Source organism: Microbacterium sp. 2216-1, assembly GCF_046507855.1.
GTDB classification, from domain to species: Bacteria; Actinomycetota; Actinomycetes; order Actinomycetales; family Microbacteriaceae; genus Microbacterium; species Microbacterium esteraromaticum_C.
Genome location: NZ_JBKFTM010000006.1, coordinates 41,683 through 57,742, shown reverse-complemented (window position 1 = coordinate 57,742; position 16,060 = coordinate 41,683). Strand labels below are relative to the sequence as shown.

Here is a 16,060-nt window from a genome sequence, read left to right as displayed (position 1 = left end):
CACCACAGACCCCACACCGGCATCAGCGGCCAAACCCCATCAGCCCGTGTACACAACCTCACGGGGAAGTACAGCTAACGCAGCGCGTTGCGGTAGGTATTCGATCTGCATACGGGTGCGAGGGTACTTCGATCCGGCAACACAACGAGCCCGCGGGAGATCAAGACGTCTGGCACCTACACGTACATGTGTTTCCTCGGTATGACTCCGACGATCTCTATCGGCGCCATGATCAGTCCAGTTGGGTTACACCAGATGATCGAGAACCGTACGCGACGAGGTTGCGTGAAGCTCTAGGCATGCCGTCTTCGTTTGAAGGCTCAGAAGGGCACGGGCGGTGTGAAGCGAAACACGTTGGTTTCGCGTCGCACGAAGCCCACTGACTCATACAGTCGCTGTGCCGGCTCGCGCGACGGCCGTGATGTGAGGTCGAGGGTTCGGATCCCGCGTTCAGTGGCGAGTTCGGTCATCCGAATCAACAGAGCTCGGGCGATGCCCTTCCCTCGCATTTCGTCGTCTACGACGACGTCGTCTACGTGACCGCGAAGTCCTGTCGGCAGGGGGAAGGTCACGAGGGTTGCGGCACCAACGATCCTCTCGTGATCGCGTACGACAAGCAGCTCCGTCTCGTCGTGAGTGACGATCGCTTCCCGACGAGGCCGGTCAACCGTAGCCGTCGTTGAAAGTTGGGCGAGCAGATGAGCGACGTCCTTTGCGTCGGCGTCAGTGACGGACGACAGCACTTCGACGGTTGCGGCGATTCCACTTACTCCGACACCATAGCCAGTCATCCATACGTTAACCCCCTGCCGAAACCAGCGCCCGCCGAAAGACCCTCGGCACCGTTTTCGGCAGCCTTCGCGCCAGCATCCGACACCGCCCGCTCATGCCTGCGCTCATGCCCGCGCTACTGCCCTCGCGCGCGGTGCCGGCGCGTGGCGTCGCGCACCGCGTCGACGCCACGATGCGCTGCGGTGAGCAGCGGCACGAGCAGGGCGTCGTGCACGACGACCGCCGCGACCAACCAGATGGCGACACCGAGCAACTGTTGCAGGTTCTGCGTGGTCACCAGCAGCCACGCGCCGTAGGCGATGCCGGCGGCCCCCACCGCCCACAGCAGCATCCGCGCGGCACCCATCAGAGCACCTCGATCGTGTGCAACCACTTGGTCTGCAGCACTCCCGGCCGCCCGGGCGCGATCACACGTGCCGGGTAGCCGTGATCGAGCGAGAGGCGCTCGCCGTTGAGGCGCAGGGCGATCAGAGTGAGCGGATCCTGCGCGTACACGGCAGGCATCGTCGTCACCGAGAACGCTCCGCGCTGCTGAAGACTGCGCAGGCGCAGGTCATCGCCGGGTCCCGCCCCGACCAGCATCATCAGCTCAGCCAACCGCACCCCCGACCAGTCGGCCACCGCAGTCCACCCCTCGACGCACGCGATCGGCAGCGTCTCGGTGCGCTGCGGCAGCCCCGCCAGCTCCTGCGCCGACAGCACGGCCGTACGCGCCCCGTTGCGCAGTGTGAGTCTCCAGTCGGGATCGGATGCCAGCGCGACCGCTCCGGCCTGCGCAGCCGTGCGGTTCACCGGCACCCGCTGCGGTGCATCCAGCCGGCGCCGCTCATCGGCGAGGCTGAACGGCCCCCACGGCAACACGCTGTGTGTCAGCGCCAACGCGCCCATGGCTGCCGAACCCGCCGCCACCCCCGTCAAGAACCGGCGACGTGAGACATGCTCATCGGTCATCGTCGGCCTCCTCGCCCGCATCGCGCCGCCAATGCCGTCGGATCGCCGGCAGCTGCACGCCGATGTGCACCAGCAGCGCGCCCATCAGCATCCACGACAACGCGAAATGCGTGCGCCGAAAAGAGAACGTCCACGGATACCACTCGAGCGCGTTGAGCACACCGGTCACCGGCACCACCAGCGCGGTCGCCACGAGCACGGCAATCGATGCCCGCTCGACCAGATCGGCCGCGCCGCGCACCGGCGGCCACCGGAACAGTCGCGGGTACACCGTCCACAGCTTCGCCAACAGCAGAGGCAACAGCATGCTGCCCGAGACGACATGGATGCCCTGCGTCCATGCGTACAGACCGATCGGCCGTGTCGGCAACGGCAGCCACGGCAACGGGCTCTGCAGCAGATGGCTGTACACCCCGGTGGTGAAGCACACCACCAGCGCCAGCGCCAGCATCCGTCCGATCACCACCGCCATGCGCGTGTCACGCACCGGCGAACGCAACAGCTGCTGCACCTGCTGCGATCGCCGCTGCAGCATGCCAGACACCCGGTCGACGACCGAGATAGTCGCGCCGGAGTCTGCCGCGTGGGGGGCATCCATGACGACAGTGTGCGCCGGTGCGATCCGGGTGGCATCGGGCATCCGCTTACGAGACCGTGACAGTCACCCCTCGCGGGCGCTGTCACCGCGCTGTAAGGAACAGGGGTACCGCGACGCGCCACCCCGACCCATGCTGGACACATGCACCCCGCGCACACACCCGTCGACATCGCCGTCGTGGGCGGATCCGGCCTCGCCGAGATCCCGCTGGACGATTCCCGTGCCCTCCCGCCCGTCGCGACCCCGTACGGTCCCGTCCCCGGCATCACCGTCGGCGACCTCGCCGGACGCCGCGTCGCGTTCGTCGCCCGCCACGGGGTCGGCCACCGCGTGCCGCCGCACCGGCTGAACAGCCGTGCGCACTTGTGGGCGCTCGCGGCGCTCGGCGCGAAGACCCTGCTGTCGACCAACGCCGTCGGCGGCCTCACCGCGACCCTGCGCCCCGGCGATCTGGTGCTCACCGACCAACTCATCGACCGCACGCATGGCCGCGCCGATACGTACTTCGACGGCGACGACAGCACCGGCGGGGTGCAGCACCTGCCCTTCGCTGAGCCGTACAGCCGCCGACTGCGGCGTCACGCGCACGCCGTACTGGTCGGCATGGACGAGCGCGTGCACCCTGCGGGCGTCAGCGTGGTCATTCAAGGCCCCCGCTTCGCGACCCGCGCCGAAGCCGACTGGCACCGCGCGATGGGAGCCGACCTGGTCAACATGACCCAGCTGCCCGAGGCCGCGCTCGCCGCCGAACTTGGCCTGGAGCACCTCAACATCGCCGTCGTCACCGACACCGACACCGACGCCGGGATGGGCGACGACGACACCTCAGCGACCGCCGAACGCGTCTTCGCCGTCATGGCCGCGGCCACCCCGCGGCTCATCGCCGCGGTGCGCATGATCATCCCGGCCCTGCCGCTCGGCGGCCCGCCCAGCCTCGCTTTGCCACCCGAAGCGACGAGCGCCATTCTGGAACGGCAGGTGGGGGCGGGGTCACCATGAGCACCATCGGGCGGATGCTGGTCACCGGCGGCGCCGGCTTCATCGGCGGCGCCATCGTCGGGCAGGCGCTCGCCGCGGGGTGGCAGGTGCGCGTGCTCGACTCGCTGCGCGCTGACGTGCACGGCAGCACAGCGGATGCCACGGCCGAGACGCCTTCGAATGTCGAGACGATCATCGGCGATGTGCGTGACCGCGACGTGCTGGATGCCGCCCTGCGCGACGTCGACCTGGTCTGCCACCAGGCGGCCAAAGTCGGACTGGGCGTCGACATCGCCGACGCCCCCGACTACGTCGCCTCGAACTCGCTCGCTACGGCTGTGCTGCTGACCGCGATGCGTGATGCCCGTATCGACCGGCTCGTACTGGCCTCTTCGATGGTCGTCTACGGCGAAGGGCTCTACCGCGACGGCGATCGGCTCGTCAGCGCACCCCCGCGCGCACGGGCAGATCTTGAGCGCGGCCTGTTCGAGCCGCGCTCAGCGTCTGGCCGGCCATTGCAGCCCGAGCTCATCGACGAAGACCGGCCATGCGACCCGCGCAATGTGTACGCCGCGACCAAACTCGAACAAGAGCTGCTTGCCCGCGACTGGGCGCGCTCGACCGGCGGCCGGGCCGCGATGCTGCGGTACCACAACGTGTACGGGCCGCACATGCCGCAGGGCACGCCGTACGCCGGGGTCGCGGCGCTGTTCCGCACGGCGCTCGAACGCGGACAGACACCCCGAGTGTTCGAAGACGGCCGCCAGCGCCGTGATTTCGTGCACGTCAGTGATGTCGCCTCAGCCAACCTGGCCGCCGCGCGCTGGACCGACGAGCAGGCCGCCGGCACCAGTCGGGCCTTCAACGTCGGCAGCGGCGACGTGCACACGATCGGCGAGTTCGCGCAGGTGCTCTGCGATGCGCTGGGTGCCCCCGCTCCGCAGGTCACCTGCGAGTTCCGCATGGGCGATGTGCGGCACATCACCGCCTCATCCGCCCGCATCCGCGCCGAGCTCGACTGGCGGCCCCAGGTGCCGTTCGACGCGGGCGTGCGGGCGTTCGCCACCGCACCGCTCCGTCCCGCGGCGGTGCGGGGGTGACCGCGCAGAGGACTGCTGCCGGGTCGGTCGCGCCGCACACCGCAGAGCCGAGCGGGCGGCTCGCGCTCTGGGGCGCCGTCGCCGCGTTCGTGCTGATCGCCGCTGCGATCGCCGTGCCCGCGGTCACCGGGTGGAACGTGCACGTGCGCTGGTTCCCACCCCTGCACGCCGAATGGGCACCGCGCGTCGGACCCGGCCTGCCCGCCGCGATCGCCGTCGGAGTGCTGGTGATCGCCTACGGCGACCGGGTCGCCCGAACCCTGCGCTGGGGCGGCCTGCTGCCCGTGGTGTTCGCCGCCGCTCTGGCCTGGTTGCTCTCGCTTGCGCTCATCGACGGCCTCGATGGCATCGGCACGATCCTCGATCACCGCTACGAGTACCTGGGCACGGCGCGCGAGGTCACCGACTTCACCGCCACGCTGCGCGAGTACGTCTCACGCATCCCGTTCGCACATCCCGACAACTGGCCGGTGCACATCGCCGGCCACCCGCCCGGCGCCCTGCTGTTCTTCTACCTGCTGGTCCAGCTCGGGCTGGGCAGCGCGCTCGCCGCGGGATTCGTCGTCACCGTGATCGGCGCCACCATCCCGATCGCCGTCCTCGACACGATGCGCACACTCGGCGCCGAGACCCATGCGCGCCGGGCAGCACCGCTGCTGGCCATCGGCCCGGCGGCGATCTGGATCGCTGTCTCGGGCGATGGCATGTTCGCGGCCGTTGCCGCATGGGGCATCTGGGCACTCGCGCGGGCGACGCGCGCCGGGCGCCACCGACGGGTCGGCAAGACGATGCTCTGGGCGGTGCTGGCCGGCCTGCTGCTGGGATACTGCGTGATGCTCTCGTACGGGCTGCCCCTGCTGGGCGTGCTCGCGGTCGCCGTGCTGATCGCCGGTCGCAGCTGGTGGCCACTGCCGGTCGCGGCCGCAACCGCGCTGGCTGTCGTGCTGGCATTCGCCGTCGCCGGGTTCGCCTGGTGGGACGCATTTCCGGTGCTGCACCAGCGCTACTGGGACGGCGTGGCATCAAATCGGCCGGCCGCCTACTGGTTGTGGGGCAACCTCGCGGCCTTCGCCATCAGCGCCGGACCCATGGTCGGTGCCTCCCTGGCCGGCGCGGTGGGTACCGCCGCGCGCGGCTTCCGCACGCCCCGCGACGAGCATCCGAGTGGCGTGCGAACCGTGCTGCTGCTCACCCTCGCAGGCTGGCTGATGGTCGCGCTGGCCGACGTCTCGGGCATGAGCCGCGCCGAGGTCGAACGCATCTGGTTGCCGTTCGTGCCCTGGGCGCTGCTGGGGCTGTCGCTGTTCTCACCGAAGGTGCGCCGGGTGGCGCTGGCCGTGCAGGTGGTGTTCGCGATCGTCGTGCAGTCGCTGCTGCAGACGGGGTGGTGACCGCGGTGCTTCAGTCGGTGGGGTCGCCGGATGCCGCCGAATCGGATGCTGCTCCGCCGGCCTCGTCAGCCGTCGGCGTCACGGTGATCGGAACCGTCACGTGTGTGGTGCCGAGGTCGATGCCGAGCAGATCGACGGGCGGGGCCTCGTCGAGACGTTCGGTGGTGTCGTTCGGCTCCAGCGGTTCACCGGGCAGCGCGGCCCATGCGCTCGGTTCCTGCGGCTTCTGCGTGAACATGCCCATCTGACCATTGTCGCGCGCACCTGTGCCGCGTGGGTCACAGAACGGCGTCAGCCGCGGGCATCCACACCTCTGCCGGCATCCGCATCACGCACGGCGTCGACGAGGTCGCGCCACGGGCCGCGCAGGTGGGAGTCGGGTACGACCTGTTCGAGCTGCTCGTCGCGCTCTGAGGCGTTGACCCGCACATGGATGGTCCAGACGTAGCGGTCGGCGCCCGGCATATCATCGCCGGGTGGGTTCTCGGCGTCGTCGTTCCACGGGCACCGTTCGACCAGCGTCTTCCACTGCGGGGTCTGCGCCGGTGGGGGCTCGGCCCGCCAGCGTCGCCGCAACCCGGCGATCCCGCCAGTGCGCACCACGGCGATCACGAGGTGCTCCGGCTCGCCGTCAGAGGGGGTCTCGGCGGGCATCCGCTGCTCCTCTCTGCGCGTCGAGCACTCCCACCGCGACCCAGGCCTCACGCACTGCCCTCTCGACGTCGTCGCCGACGGTTGAGGCTTCGATCAGTGTGCGCTCGGCGAACTGCACGAAGTCGGCGTCGGCCGGCAGGTCGCCCGTCAGCGTGCGGTACCAGACCTGACCCGCGCCCTCCCACGCGTACCCGCCGAGCGTGCGCGCCGCCAGCGCGAACGCACGATTCGGGATGCCCGAGTTGATGTGCACACCGCCGTTGTCTTCGGCCGTGTGAACATAGTCGCCCATGTGCGCCGGCTGCGGATCACGCCCCAGCTCGTCATCGTCGTACGCCGTGCCCGGGTGGAGCATGTCGCGCAGCGCGCGGCCCTGCACGGCATCGGTGAAGATGCCTTCACCGACCAACCAACTCGCCTCGTGAGCGGTCTGCCCCTGAAGATGCTGCTCGGTGAGCGCCCCGAGCACGTCGGCGATCGATTCGTTCAGCGCGCCCGGCTGCCCCTGATAGATCAGACCGGCGCTGCTCTGGATCACTCCGTGGCCGAGCTCATGCGCGATCACCGACACCGAGCGGGTGAACCCGCCGAACACCTCACCGTCACCGTCGCCGAACACCATGCGCGAACCGTCCCAGAACGCGTTGTCGTAGTCGACGCCGTAGTGCACCGTCGCGTTCAGCGCCGCCCCAGCCCCGTCGAGTGAGTCGCGCCCGAACGCGTCAAGCAGCAGAACGAACGTCGCCCCGAGCCCATCGAACGCCTCATTCACCGTTTCGTCGGAGACGGGTGGGTCGTCTTCGCCGCGCACCCGCACACCCGGCAGTCGTTCGGTGTTCTGCGCGTCGAAGATCGTGCGGGTGGGGGCGGCCGTCACCTCGGCGACCAGCGCCCCCGAGGCGTCGATCGACAGCTCGAGCGTGGAGTGGTACGGCGGACGCCCCGCGATCAGCGTCTGCCTGGCCGCCCGCGCGGCGTGCGAATAGCGCCCCGACGCCGCCAGACGGGCCAGCAGGTACCCCGGCACGATGCCCTGTGTCGAATACGGCCGGATGCTGTCCATGCGCCCGACGATACGCCTGGTCGCCGACGTTGTCAGCGAGCGGCGCGTCTGTCAACCGGCACCAGAGTGCGCCCGGCGAGAAAGGTCGCCGGCAGTACCTCGCGCACCGGGTCGTCGTCGCCGGTGCCATCCAGCTGGGCGGCCATCACCTCGACGCCGCGTGCGCTGATACCCTCCACCGGCAGGCGCACGGTGCTCAAACCCAGCAGCGAGATCCCGGGCAGAACACCGTCGACCCCTGTCACCGACAGGTCGTCCGGAACCCGCAGGTCGGAGTGCTGCACAGCTTCGAGGAACGCCAGCAGGCTGCCATCCGAGGGGAACATCGCGGCGGTCACGCGTTTCTCACGGGTCAATGCCACGATCCCGGCGATCACCGCGCTCATGGGCGTCTGCGCATCGCGCGGCACCGGCACCGGCCGGGCACCGCCGGCGCCGAGCCGCTCGATCATCGCTTCGGACCGTGCGTTCTCGACGAACGACGCCTCGCTCGCCGTCGCGACAACGGCCACGTCGCGGTGCCCGCGCGCGATCACCTCATCGGCGGCGAGGTACCCGTTGGCGCGCTCGTCGTAGGCGATCGAATGCACATCGCCGAGGTCGGTCGGGCGCCCGAGCACGACCATCGGCACGAACGCCGCGAACGCTGCAGCGCGTTCGAGCGGCAGCGTTCCCGTGGCGATCAGCAGCCCGCGCACCCGCTGCTCGAGCAGGTGGTCGAGGCCGATCACCTCCTCATGAAAGTCCTGCGTGAACGTCGGCGAGACCGTGAGCAGGCGCAGGCCCCGATCAGCGACACCGCGCTGCAGCTCGGAGTGCATCAGGCCGTAGTAGGGGTTGGCGACGTCGCGGATCAGCAAACCGAGCACGTCCGAGCGGCTGCCCGCGAGCTGGCTGGCCGCGCCGTTGCGGATGTACCCGGTGCGCCGCACGGCCTCCATCACCGCCGAGCGGGCCTCGGCGGACACGGTGGATGCGCCATCGAGAACGCGTGACACCGTGGCATCCGACACGTTCGCCTCGCGCGCCACATCCTTCATCGTCACCCGGGGCCAGGCGCGAGGGCGGCGACGTTCGTCGTTCACGTGATCGCCCCGGTTCGTGCACCGCGCTGCACCAGGTAGTCGTGCAGCAGCGTCGGCCAGTCGGTCTGAATCACATCGGCGCCGAGGTCGACGAGCGGCCCCCACCCGGCATCCGGTCCCTGCAACACAGCCATGGTGTCGTCCCACCCGCCCAGCAGATCGTTGCCGTTGCCCAGATCGAGTGCGTTCACATACGAGAAGGTACCGCGTTCGTGCAGATGCGCCGCCCAATCCGGAGAGCAGAACGGATGCTGCCGATCGGCGGTGACGGTCTCGATGCCGATCACATTCAGCTCGGCGTCATCGAGCAGGCGCTCTGCCTCGAGAACGGTCGTCGCGATCGGCAGCAGCGGGTACTTGACCGCGTGGCTGCGAGCGGCGGAGATCGCCCGCTCGTCACGGGCATCGACCTTCATCAGCAGCCGGTCGGCGAGGTCGAACCGGTCGAGGAAGGTCAGCAGGCGTGGCCAGTACCGCCAGGATCGGTCGATGTTCAGAGCGATGTCGGGCATCTGCTGCAGGATCGTCTCGAGCCGTTCGACCCGCGCAAGAGGCGCCACGCTGCGATGAGGGTACGCGAGTCGCTCGATCTCTGCGGTCGATAGCGTCTGCAGGTTGCGCTCGATGCCGAAGTGCTGCCGTTCGTACCCGTCGTGGTAGGCGAAGAAGTCGCCGTCAGTCGACTCGACAACGTCGATCTCGACCAGGTCGCCCCCACAACGGGCCGCCGCTGTCACCGCCGCTGCCGTGTTCTCGACGACCATCCCGAGCGCGGTGCCGCGATGCACGGCAATGAGCGTGCCGCGCATCTGCAGGCGGGCGTTCAGGTAGGCGTTGACCCGGCGATGCCGGGGATGGCCGAACTCGGCCTCGTGGACGCGGGACGGGGCAGGCGGCGGCGGGGGAGTGCGGGTCACAGTGCGGGCTTTCGGTCGTCGACGGAGGAGGGGGTGGGGGCGGGAGCGGATACCGGCGCGCGGCGGCGCCGCGGCGCACGCCCGTACACCAGCCACAGCACGAGCGTGGAGATCGCCATGATCAGCACGGTGTACACGTAGATCAGTGCCGTGCTGTCGCTGATGGTCTCTGAGCTGGTGGCGTTCTTGATCACCACGCCGAGGGGCTGCAGCAGCGGGTGCGACAAGAAGATGGCGGAGTCGTAGTCGTCGAGCAGGCTCGTGAAGTTCAGAGCGGTGATGGCCGCCGCCGTGGGAGCCACCAGAGGCAGCAACACCCGCCGAAACGTGTGCAGCTGACTCGCGCCGAGCATCGAGGCGGCCTCTTCGAGATGGTCGGGTACGCCCGAGAACGCGGCCTTGAGCAGTCGGAAGGTGAACGGGATCTTGCCGATGATGTACGCGATCGCCAGAATCCAGAACGTGCCGGTGAGCACGGTGCCGAGCACCGGGGGCTGGGGCACGTTGAAGGTGACCAGCAGGCCCAACGCGATCAATGTCGAGGGCAGGAACCAGGGGATGTGCAGCAGGTACTCGAGCGCCCGCGTGACGACGTTGCGATTGCGTTGCACCATGCGCGCGGTGAACAGCATGAGCACAATCACGGTCACCGACGCCACCAGGCCGTACGCGACGCTGATCAGGAACGGCTGCAGCCCCTTCTGCGTCGAGAACACGGCGACGTAGTTGTCGAGAGTGAAGCTTGCGGGCGTGATCACGCCCGCGTTGATCGCCTGCACATCGGTGAACGAGTACAGCACCACCAGAGCGGGCGGCAGCACATAGATGACGAACAGCGCGTAGGCGAGCACGTGCACGATGGCGTTCGCGAACGGGTTGCGGATGCGCTGCTTCGTCAGTGGGGTGGGAGCCTTCGACACCGAGAAGTACACGCCCCCGCGCTCGAGCCGGTTCAGGGCAGCCAGCAGCACGACGGTGACGATGCCGAGCAGGATCGCCAGTGTGGCGGCCAGGTCGCGGGAGGTCGAGGTGGTAGCGAAGGCGAGGATCATCGGGGTGATCGTCTGGAAGTCGCGCCCGCCGAGCACCTGAGGGGCGGCCAACGCCCCGAGGCCGCCGAGGAACGTGAGGATCGTGATGGCGAAGATCATCGGTTTCAGTTGGGGCAGGATGATCCGACGCAGGATGTGCAGGTCGCCGGCCCCCATCATGCGGGCCGCTTCGAGGGTCTGGGCGTCGACCTTCGCAAGCGCTGCCGAGAGGAACAGCAGGTGGTTGCCGGTGGAGGCGAACGTCATCACGAGCACCACGGCGAACATGCCCGAGAACCAGTTCGGGTCGATGTCGGGAAACACTCCCAGCACTGCGCGGGTGACCGCGCCGGTGGGCCCGTACACCTGTTTGTAGCCGAAGACCAGCACGATACCGCCGCAGACCAGCGTGCTGGCGTAGCCGAGCCACAGCAGACGGGCACCGCGCACGGCATACAGGCGGGTCACGAGCACCAGGAAGATCCCGACGGCGTTCACCGTGGCCGAGAGGATCGTGGCCAGCAGCATGCTGTTCCACAGCGAACGCATCGCGCGTTCTGAGCCGAGCAGGCGCTCTACGGCGCGCAGGCTGACACCGCCCTGACCGTCGGAGAAGACCTGCCCCAGTAAGGTCACGTTGGGAAGGACGAGAAACGTGCTGATGCCCCAGATCAACACGATCGTGACGATCAGCCACAGCGGGTTGCGCAGCATGCGCAGCGCGCCGTTCATGCGACCGCCGCCGTCTCGCGAACCGGAGGAGTCGATGTCGGGTACTGCAGCAGGTGTTCGGTGGGAACCCCCACGCGCACACGGCGCCCCACGTCGTACGAGGTCGCGCCGTCCTCCCGCACGATCGCACGAAGGCGCCCCAGGTCGCCGCAGTCGACCGTGTAGGTGGAGTCGGTGCCGTGGTAAACGCGGCCAACGACCGTTCCATCGACCGCCGGCAGAGGGCTCGCCTGGTCGGGGTCGAGCAGCGTCGATTTCTCCAGACGCAGGTACGTCGCTGCATCGGCGTCGAGCGCGACGTCGCGGTGCGCTGTGGCACGCAGGTGGGCGACCATCGCCGGAGTGAGCCGGTTCGCCTCGCCGATGAAGGTGCAGACGAACTCGGATGCCGAGCGTGCGTACACCTCCTCGGGCGTGCCGATCTGTTCGATGCGCCCACCGTTCATCACGGCGATGCGGTCAGACATCGCCAGGGCTTCGTCCTGGTCGTGTGTGACGTAGACCGTCGTGATGCCGAAGTGCTGCTGTAGGTCTTTGAGCTGCTGACGCAGCTGATGTCTCAGCTTGGCGTCGAGGTTCGACAGCGGCTCGTCGAGTAGCAGGATCTTCGGTCGCAGGATCAGCGACCGGGCGATGGCGACGCGCTGCTGTTGGCCACCCGAGAGCTCGGAGACGTTCTTGGTCAACTGCTCAGGTCGCAGATCGACCTCGGCGGCGATCCGCCGCACGCGTTCGGCGACCTCGGCCGCCTTGACCCGCTGCGTCTTGAGCCCGAATCCGATGTTCTCCTCGACGGACATCGAGGGGAACAGGGCGTAGTTCTGAAAAACCATGCCCAGGTGGCGCTGGTCACTGCGCAGCCGGGTCACGTCTGCGCCGTCGATGGTGATGGTGCCTGACGAGGGCGCGGTCAGCCCCGCAAGCGTGCGCAGTGCGGTGGTCTTGCCGCACCCTGAGGGGCCCAGGAGGGTGAAGAACTCACCCTCCTGAACCGTCAGCGAGAACTCCGGCAGGGCGGTGAACTCTGAGAACGTCACGGTGACGTCAGAGAAGGTGATCATGGGGTTCGCCAATCCAGCCGGAGGTCCGACTCGTCGTTTCGGGCCGTTCAGCCCAGGTGGTTGAGCTCGATCTCTTCGATCCAGGCCGGCAGGTTCTCCGAGACGAAGGCCCAGTCGATGTCCTGCGGGGTGAACGAGCCGGTCATCTCGACGGCGTCCTGGTCGGCGTTGGCGAGGGCATCGGCGTTGGTCGGTGCAGTGAAGAACTCCTGCGACCAGGCGGCTTGCACCTCGGCGCTGCCGAACCAGTCGATGAACTCCTGCGCCTGATCGTTGTTGTCGCTGCCCTTGACCAGGCCGATGCCCTGGTTGACGATCGGCACGCCACCGGCAGGGCGGATGGCCTCGGTCTCGATGCCGTACTCGACCTCGCGGGAGGCCTTGCCGGCCAGCCACATCTGCCCCAGGTCGACGTCGCCGGCCGACATGCGGGCGTAGAGGTCGGTGCCCTCGACGGCGGGCGAGCCGTTGGCGAAGAAGGCGTCGATGGCGGCCCAGCCCTCGTCGCTGATACCGAGTTCGCCGCTGTCATCGCGGTACCGACTGAGCAGGCTGGTGATGACGAGCTGTGTGGTGCCGCCGCTGAGCGAGGTCTGGGTCTCGTAGCGACCGTGGTACTGCTCGTCCTCGAAGAGATCGGTCCAGTCGGTCGGTGCACCCGCGCCGTTGGGGAAGGCGGCCGTGTTGTAGACGACCATGATCGGTTCCTCGACGATCGAGTGGTAGGTGCCGTCGGGGTCGATCGCGTCGACCTTGTCGGCCCAGGCGGGCGTGTACGCCTCGAGGGCGCCGGCGGCCTTCATGCTCTCGAAGTTGACGTTGTTGGGGCCGAAGACGACGTCGGCGATCGGATTGGCGGACTCGGCGATGATGCGCTCGGTGATGGCGCCGCCGCCGGCGTCGACGTACTCGACCTCGAAGCCGGCCTCGGCGGCCTGCTCGATGAGCCACTCGCCGCGACCGTCGGAGACCGAGTTCGAGTAGACGACGATCGCACCGGCGTCGGCGGCGGGGGTCTCGGCGGTTGCGCCGGCGCAGCCGGTGAGCAGCAGGCCGGTTGCGGCGATGCCTGCGGTAGCGGGCAGGAGACGATGCAGGTTCATGGGGTCCTATCTGAGGGGCACGGCGAAATGTATGCGCATACATCAGGGAGCGGTGTATGCGCATACATGACTGTGCCCGTGCGCTGTGACCGGACTGTTCACGCCAGATGAACAGCAGGCGAACTCGCGTACGGCCTTCCCCCAGCGCCCCCGCGTAGAATCGGCCCAATGACCGATGCCTCTTCTGCATCCCCGTCCGGCATCGACCCCGACGACCTCGCGACCACGCTGCGGGTGCTCGGCGACCTCGACAAGGTCGATCAGCAGCATCCTGACTACATCGCCGTCCGACGCGCGACCGCGAACATGTTCAAGGCCGTCAAACGTGCCCGCCGCAAAGAGATCCGCGACGCGATCGCCGAGGCCGACAAGGCCGTTGTCGCGCGCACCGCGACCGGAGCCCCCGACCGCATCGATGACGAGACGCGCGGCAACGATCTCGCCTCCAGCGTCGTCGACGCCCCCATCGCGGGCGAGCTGCTCAAGCCCCGCAACTGCTACATCTGCAAGCAGCCGTACACGCTCGTCGACGCGTTTTACCACCAGCTGTGCCCCGACTGTGCGCGGTTCAGCCACGCCAAGCGCAGCGCCCGCACCGATCTGACCGGTCGCCGCGCCCTACTGACCGGCGGTCGCGCCAAGATCGGCATGCACATCGCCCTGCGCCTGCTGCGCGACGGCGCGCACCTCACGATCACCACGCGCTTTCCGCGCGACGCCGTGCGCCGGTTCTCGGCGCTGCCGGATGCTGCCGACTGGCTGCACCGGCTGCGCGTGGTCGGCATCGACCTGCGCGACCCGGCGCAGGTGATCGGCCTGGCCGACTCGGTCGCGGCCCAGGGGCCGCTCGACATCCTCATCAACAACGCCGCGCAGACCGTGCGCCGCTCGCCGGGTGCGTACTCACTGTTGGCGGATGCTGAACTGCAGCCGCTCCCGGATGGACCGCTGCCCGAGATGGAGACCTTCGGGCACACCGCCGATCCGCACCCGCAGGCGCTGCAGGCCTCGGTCGACGCGCATCCGCTGCTCTCTGTGGCGGCGCTGGGCGGCACCGTCGCCGAGCAGGGCGGTCAGGCCCTGACGGCCGAAGACCTCGCGCGCCTGGCTATGGCCCCCGGCTCGTCGTCGTTGCAGAAGCACGCCGACGGCACGGCCATCGACGCCGGCGGGCTGGTGCCCGACGTGAATCGCGTCAACAGCTGGGTGCAGTCGGTCGAGCAGGTCGATCCGCTCGAGATGCTCGAGGTGCAGTTGTGCAACACGACGGCGCCGTTCCTGCTGATCAGTCGCCTGCGGGCCTCGATGGCGGCCTCGACCGCCCGCCGCACCTACGTCGTGAACGTCTCGGCCATGGAGGGCCAGTTCTCGCGCCGATACAAGGGCCCGGGGCACCCGCACACCAACATGGCCAAGGCGGCGCTGAACATGCTCACCCGCACCAGTGCCGGCGAAATGCTCGAGACCGACGGCATCCTGATGACCGCGGTCGACACGGGGTGGATCACCGATGAGCGGCCGCACTACACCAAGGTGCGCCTCGCCGAAGAGGGATTCCATGCGCCCCTCGACCTCGTCGACGGCGCCGCCCGTGTGTACGACCCGATCGTGCAGGGCGAGGCCGGAGTCGACCTGTACGGCGTCTTCCTGAAGGACTACAAGCCCAGCCCCTGGTGATTTCCCTGCGCGTCGCCTGAACCCGCTACGCTGTGCCGCTATGACCAGCGGAACCACGACACCGCAGCGGAGAGCCCGGCGATGAGCATCGTCCGACCCGACCTCAGCGTTCATGCGCGCGTGCGCGCGTCAGCATCCGCACTCGGTCCCAGCGAGGGCCGGGTCGCCGCGGTCATCATGGAGCGACCCGACGACGTCGTCGACTGGTCGGCCGCCGAGCTCGCGGCGGCGGCCGGCACCTCGACGGCCACGGTGATCCGCGCCTGCCAGAGCCTCGGGTTCCGCGGGTTCCAGCACCTGCGGCTCGAACTCGCCCGCTCGGCGCCGCTGACTCCCCGCGACAGCGACCCGGTCGCCGCCGGCGGCACCTTCGATGATGCGGTGGATGCGCTGCGCCTGGCCCAGGAGAGCGTCGACCCCGAACGCGTCGAGGCCGCCACCGCCGCTTTGCGCGGTGCGCGTCGTGTCGTGCTCGTCGGCAACGGGTTCTCGGGGCCGCCACTGCAGGACCTCGCGATGCGGCTGAGCAGTGTGGGGCGCGCCGTCGAAGCGCCCGTCGACCCGCTCGCCCAGCAGTTCGCGGTGCACTCCCTCTCGGCGGACGACGTGTGCCTGGCGTTGAGCTACTCGGGCGCCAACGTGCAGACGCTGCGTGCCTGCACGGCCGCGTCCGAACGCGGAGCGACCGTCGTGCTGGTCACCAGCTACTCCCGCTCGCCGCTCGGGCGGCTCGCCGACATCGTGATCGCGACCGGGCCGGTGGGCTCGGCCCATGACCTCGACCCCTACCTCGCGCGGCTGGGGCACACCGTCGTGCTGCACACGCTGCACGGCGCGCTCGCCGGCGACGCCCGTCATGCCGACGTCGCCGATCTGCGGCACGTCGTGGCCGACGCGCTCAGCGAGGACTGAGCGAAGGCGCCTTCG

18 protein-coding genes are annotated in these 16,060 nt (G+C 69.0%); 6 read left to right on the top strand and 12 right to left on the bottom strand.

The window, feature by feature from the left end; translation table 11 throughout:
- Positions 1-98: 98 nt before the first annotated feature.
- The gene (locus ACLD0U_RS14165) at positions 99-383 is read left to right on the top strand and encodes an HIT family protein (RefSeq protein WP_410341003.1); all 285 of its coding nucleotides are present in this window, start codon (positions 99-101) and stop codon (positions 381-383) included.
- Here ACLD0U_RS14165 and ACLD0U_RS14160 read toward each other — a convergent pair.
- From ACLD0U_RS14160 to ACLD0U_RS14145, 4 genes are all read right to left on the bottom strand, one after another.
- Complete coding sequence (locus ACLD0U_RS14160; RefSeq protein ID WP_410341002.1) at positions 321-791, bottom strand: N-acetyltransferase family protein; 471 nt, start codon at positions 789-791, stop codon at positions 321-323. The two genes, ACLD0U_RS14165 and ACLD0U_RS14160, sit on opposite strands and share 63 nt — an antisense overlap.
- A gap of 116 nt (positions 792-907) precedes the next feature.
- A complete protein-coding gene (locus tag ACLD0U_RS14155) occupies positions 908-1,138 on the bottom strand; it encodes a hypothetical protein (RefSeq protein WP_410341001.1) in 231 nt (76 codons plus the stop codon).
- A complete protein-coding gene (locus ACLD0U_RS14150) occupies positions 1,138-1,743 on the bottom strand; it encodes a molybdopterin-dependent oxidoreductase (RefSeq protein WP_410341000.1) in 606 nt (201 codons plus the stop codon). Before ACLD0U_RS14150 ends, ACLD0U_RS14155 begins: the two co-directional genes overlap by 1 nt.
- Entirely contained in the window at positions 1,733-2,341 is a 609-nt protein-coding gene (locus ACLD0U_RS14145) for a hypothetical protein (RefSeq protein ID WP_410340999.1), read from the bottom strand. The genes ACLD0U_RS14150 and ACLD0U_RS14145 overlap by 11 nt, the downstream gene beginning before the upstream one ends.
- A 141-nt stretch (positions 2,342-2,482) precedes the next feature.
- On the opposite strand from ACLD0U_RS14145, the gene ACLD0U_RS14140 reads away from it, so the two are divergent.
- The 3 genes from ACLD0U_RS14140 to ACLD0U_RS14130 are packed head-to-tail and all read left to right on the top strand — an operon-like array spanning position 2,483 to position 5,810.
- Positions 2,483-3,340 (top strand): MTAP family purine nucleoside phosphorylase, encoded by an 858-nt coding sequence (locus ACLD0U_RS14140; protein WP_410340998.1) that lies wholly within the window; start codon positions 2,483-2,485, stop codon positions 3,338-3,340.
- Positions 3,337-4,419, top strand: a complete 1,083-nt coding sequence (locus ACLD0U_RS14135; RefSeq protein WP_410340997.1) for an NAD-dependent epimerase/dehydratase family protein — start codon at positions 3,337-3,339, stop codon at positions 4,417-4,419. Before ACLD0U_RS14140 ends, ACLD0U_RS14135 begins: the two co-directional genes overlap by 4 nt.
- On the top strand, positions 4,416-5,810 hold the full coding sequence (locus ACLD0U_RS14130; RefSeq protein ID WP_410340996.1) for a hypothetical protein: 1,395 nt from the start codon (positions 4,416-4,418) through the stop codon (positions 5,808-5,810). Before ACLD0U_RS14135 ends, ACLD0U_RS14130 begins: the two co-directional genes overlap by 4 nt.
- Positions 5,811-5,820: 10 nt before the next feature.
- Here ACLD0U_RS14130 and ACLD0U_RS14125 read toward each other — a convergent pair whose 3' ends face one another.
- The 8 genes from ACLD0U_RS14125 to ACLD0U_RS14090 are packed head-to-tail and all read right to left on the bottom strand — an operon-like array spanning position 5,821 to position 13,456.
- Positions 5,821-6,054 (bottom strand): hypothetical protein, encoded by a 234-nt coding sequence (locus ACLD0U_RS14125; protein WP_410340995.1) that lies wholly within the window; start codon positions 6,052-6,054, stop codon positions 5,821-5,823.
- 47 nt (positions 6,055-6,101) lie between these two features.
- Complete coding sequence (locus ACLD0U_RS14120; protein ID WP_206822701.1) at positions 6,102-6,464, bottom strand: protealysin inhibitor emfourin; 363 nt, start codon at positions 6,462-6,464, stop codon at positions 6,102-6,104.
- The gene (locus ACLD0U_RS14115) at positions 6,442-7,527 is read right to left on the bottom strand and encodes a M4 family metallopeptidase (RefSeq protein ID WP_410340994.1); all 1,086 of its coding nucleotides are present in this window, start codon (positions 7,525-7,527) and stop codon (positions 6,442-6,444) included. The genes ACLD0U_RS14120 and ACLD0U_RS14115 overlap by 23 nt, the downstream gene beginning before the upstream one ends.
- A 32-nt stretch (positions 7,528-7,559) precedes the next feature.
- Positions 7,560-8,612: a LacI family DNA-binding transcriptional regulator gene (locus tag ACLD0U_RS14110; protein WP_410340993.1), complete on the bottom strand. Its 1,053-nt coding sequence runs from the start codon at positions 8,610-8,612 to the stop codon at positions 7,560-7,562.
- A complete protein-coding gene (locus ACLD0U_RS14105; protein WP_410340992.1) occupies positions 8,609-9,529 on the bottom strand; it encodes a glycerophosphodiester phosphodiesterase family protein in 921 nt (306 codons plus the stop codon). Before ACLD0U_RS14105 ends, ACLD0U_RS14110 begins: the two co-directional genes overlap by 4 nt.
- A complete protein-coding gene (locus tag ACLD0U_RS14100) occupies positions 9,526-11,292 on the bottom strand; it encodes an ABC transporter permease (protein WP_410340991.1) in 1,767 nt (588 codons plus the stop codon). Before ACLD0U_RS14100 ends, ACLD0U_RS14105 begins: the two co-directional genes overlap by 4 nt.
- Positions 11,289-12,353: an ABC transporter ATP-binding protein gene (locus ACLD0U_RS14095; protein ID WP_206821251.1), complete on the bottom strand. Its 1,065-nt coding sequence runs from the start codon at positions 12,351-12,353 to the stop codon at positions 11,289-11,291. Before ACLD0U_RS14095 ends, ACLD0U_RS14100 begins: the two co-directional genes overlap by 4 nt.
- A gap of 47 nt (positions 12,354-12,400) precedes the next feature.
- Positions 12,401-13,456 carry an extracellular solute-binding protein gene (locus ACLD0U_RS14090; RefSeq protein ID WP_206821250.1) on the bottom strand — a complete coding sequence of 352 codons (1,056 nt, stop codon included), beginning with the start codon at positions 13,454-13,456 and terminating at the stop codon, positions 12,401-12,403.
- Between the two features lie 168 nt (positions 13,457-13,624).
- On the opposite strand from ACLD0U_RS14090, the gene ACLD0U_RS14085 reads away from it, so the two are divergent.
- Together ACLD0U_RS14085 and ACLD0U_RS14080 are read left to right on the top strand one after the other, a co-directional pair.
- Positions 13,625-15,133 (top strand): SDR family NAD(P)-dependent oxidoreductase, encoded by a 1,509-nt coding sequence (locus tag ACLD0U_RS14085; RefSeq protein ID WP_206822703.1) that lies wholly within the window; start codon positions 13,625-13,627, stop codon positions 15,131-15,133.
- Positions 15,134-15,214: 81 nt separating this feature from the next.
- The gene (locus ACLD0U_RS14080; protein ID WP_179409352.1) at positions 15,215-16,045 is read left to right on the top strand and encodes a MurR/RpiR family transcriptional regulator; all 831 of its coding nucleotides are present in this window, start codon (positions 15,215-15,217) and stop codon (positions 16,043-16,045) included.
- Positions 16,046-16,060 lie beyond the last annotated feature (15 nt).

Bases quoted from the DNA above. Each gene is read 5' to 3' on its own strand.
- ACLD0U_RS14160 (WP_410341002.1), bottom strand. From the start codon at position 791: ATGACTGGCTATGGTGTCGGAGTAAGTGGAATCGCCGCAACCGTCGAA.
- ACLD0U_RS14155 (WP_410341001.1), bottom strand. From the start codon at position 1,138: ATGGGTGCCGCGCGGATGCTGCTGTGGGCGGTGGGGGCCGCCGGCATC.
- ACLD0U_RS14150 (WP_410341000.1), bottom strand. From the start codon at position 1,743: ATGACCGATGAGCATGTCTCACGTCGCCGGTTCTTGACGGGGGTGGCG.
- ACLD0U_RS14145 (WP_410340999.1), bottom strand. From the start codon at position 2,341: ATGGATGCCCCCCACGCGGCAGACTCCGGCGCGACTATCTCGGTCGTC.
- ACLD0U_RS14140 (WP_410340998.1), top strand. From the start codon at position 2,483: ATGCACCCCGCGCACACACCCGTCGACATCGCCGTCGTGGGCGGATCC.
- ACLD0U_RS14135 (WP_410340997.1), top strand. From the start codon at position 3,337: ATGAGCACCATCGGGCGGATGCTGGTCACCGGCGGCGCCGGCTTCATC.
- ACLD0U_RS14125 (WP_410340995.1), bottom strand. From the start codon at position 6,054: ATGGGCATGTTCACGCAGAAGCCGCAGGAACCGAGCGCATGGGCCGCG.
- ACLD0U_RS14120 (WP_206822701.1), bottom strand. From the start codon at position 6,464: ATGCCCGCCGAGACCCCCTCTGACGGCGAGCCGGAGCACCTCGTGATC.
- ACLD0U_RS14115 (WP_410340994.1), bottom strand. From the start codon at position 7,527: ATGGACAGCATCCGGCCGTATTCGACACAGGGCATCGTGCCGGGGTAC.
- ACLD0U_RS14100 (WP_410340991.1), bottom strand. From the start codon at position 11,292: ATGAACGGCGCGCTGCGCATGCTGCGCAACCCGCTGTGGCTGATCGTC.
- ACLD0U_RS14095 (WP_206821251.1), bottom strand. From the start codon at position 12,353: ATGATCACCTTCTCTGACGTCACCGTGACGTTCTCAGAGTTCACCGCC.
- ACLD0U_RS14090 (WP_206821250.1), bottom strand. From the start codon at position 13,456: ATGAACCTGCATCGTCTCCTGCCCGCTACCGCAGGCATCGCCGCAACC.
- ACLD0U_RS14085 (WP_206822703.1), top strand. From the start codon at position 13,625: ATGACCGATGCCTCTTCTGCATCCCCGTCCGGCATCGACCCCGACGAC.
- ACLD0U_RS14080 (WP_179409352.1), top strand. From the start codon at position 15,215: ATGAGCATCGTCCGACCCGACCTCAGCGTTCATGCGCGCGTGCGCGCG.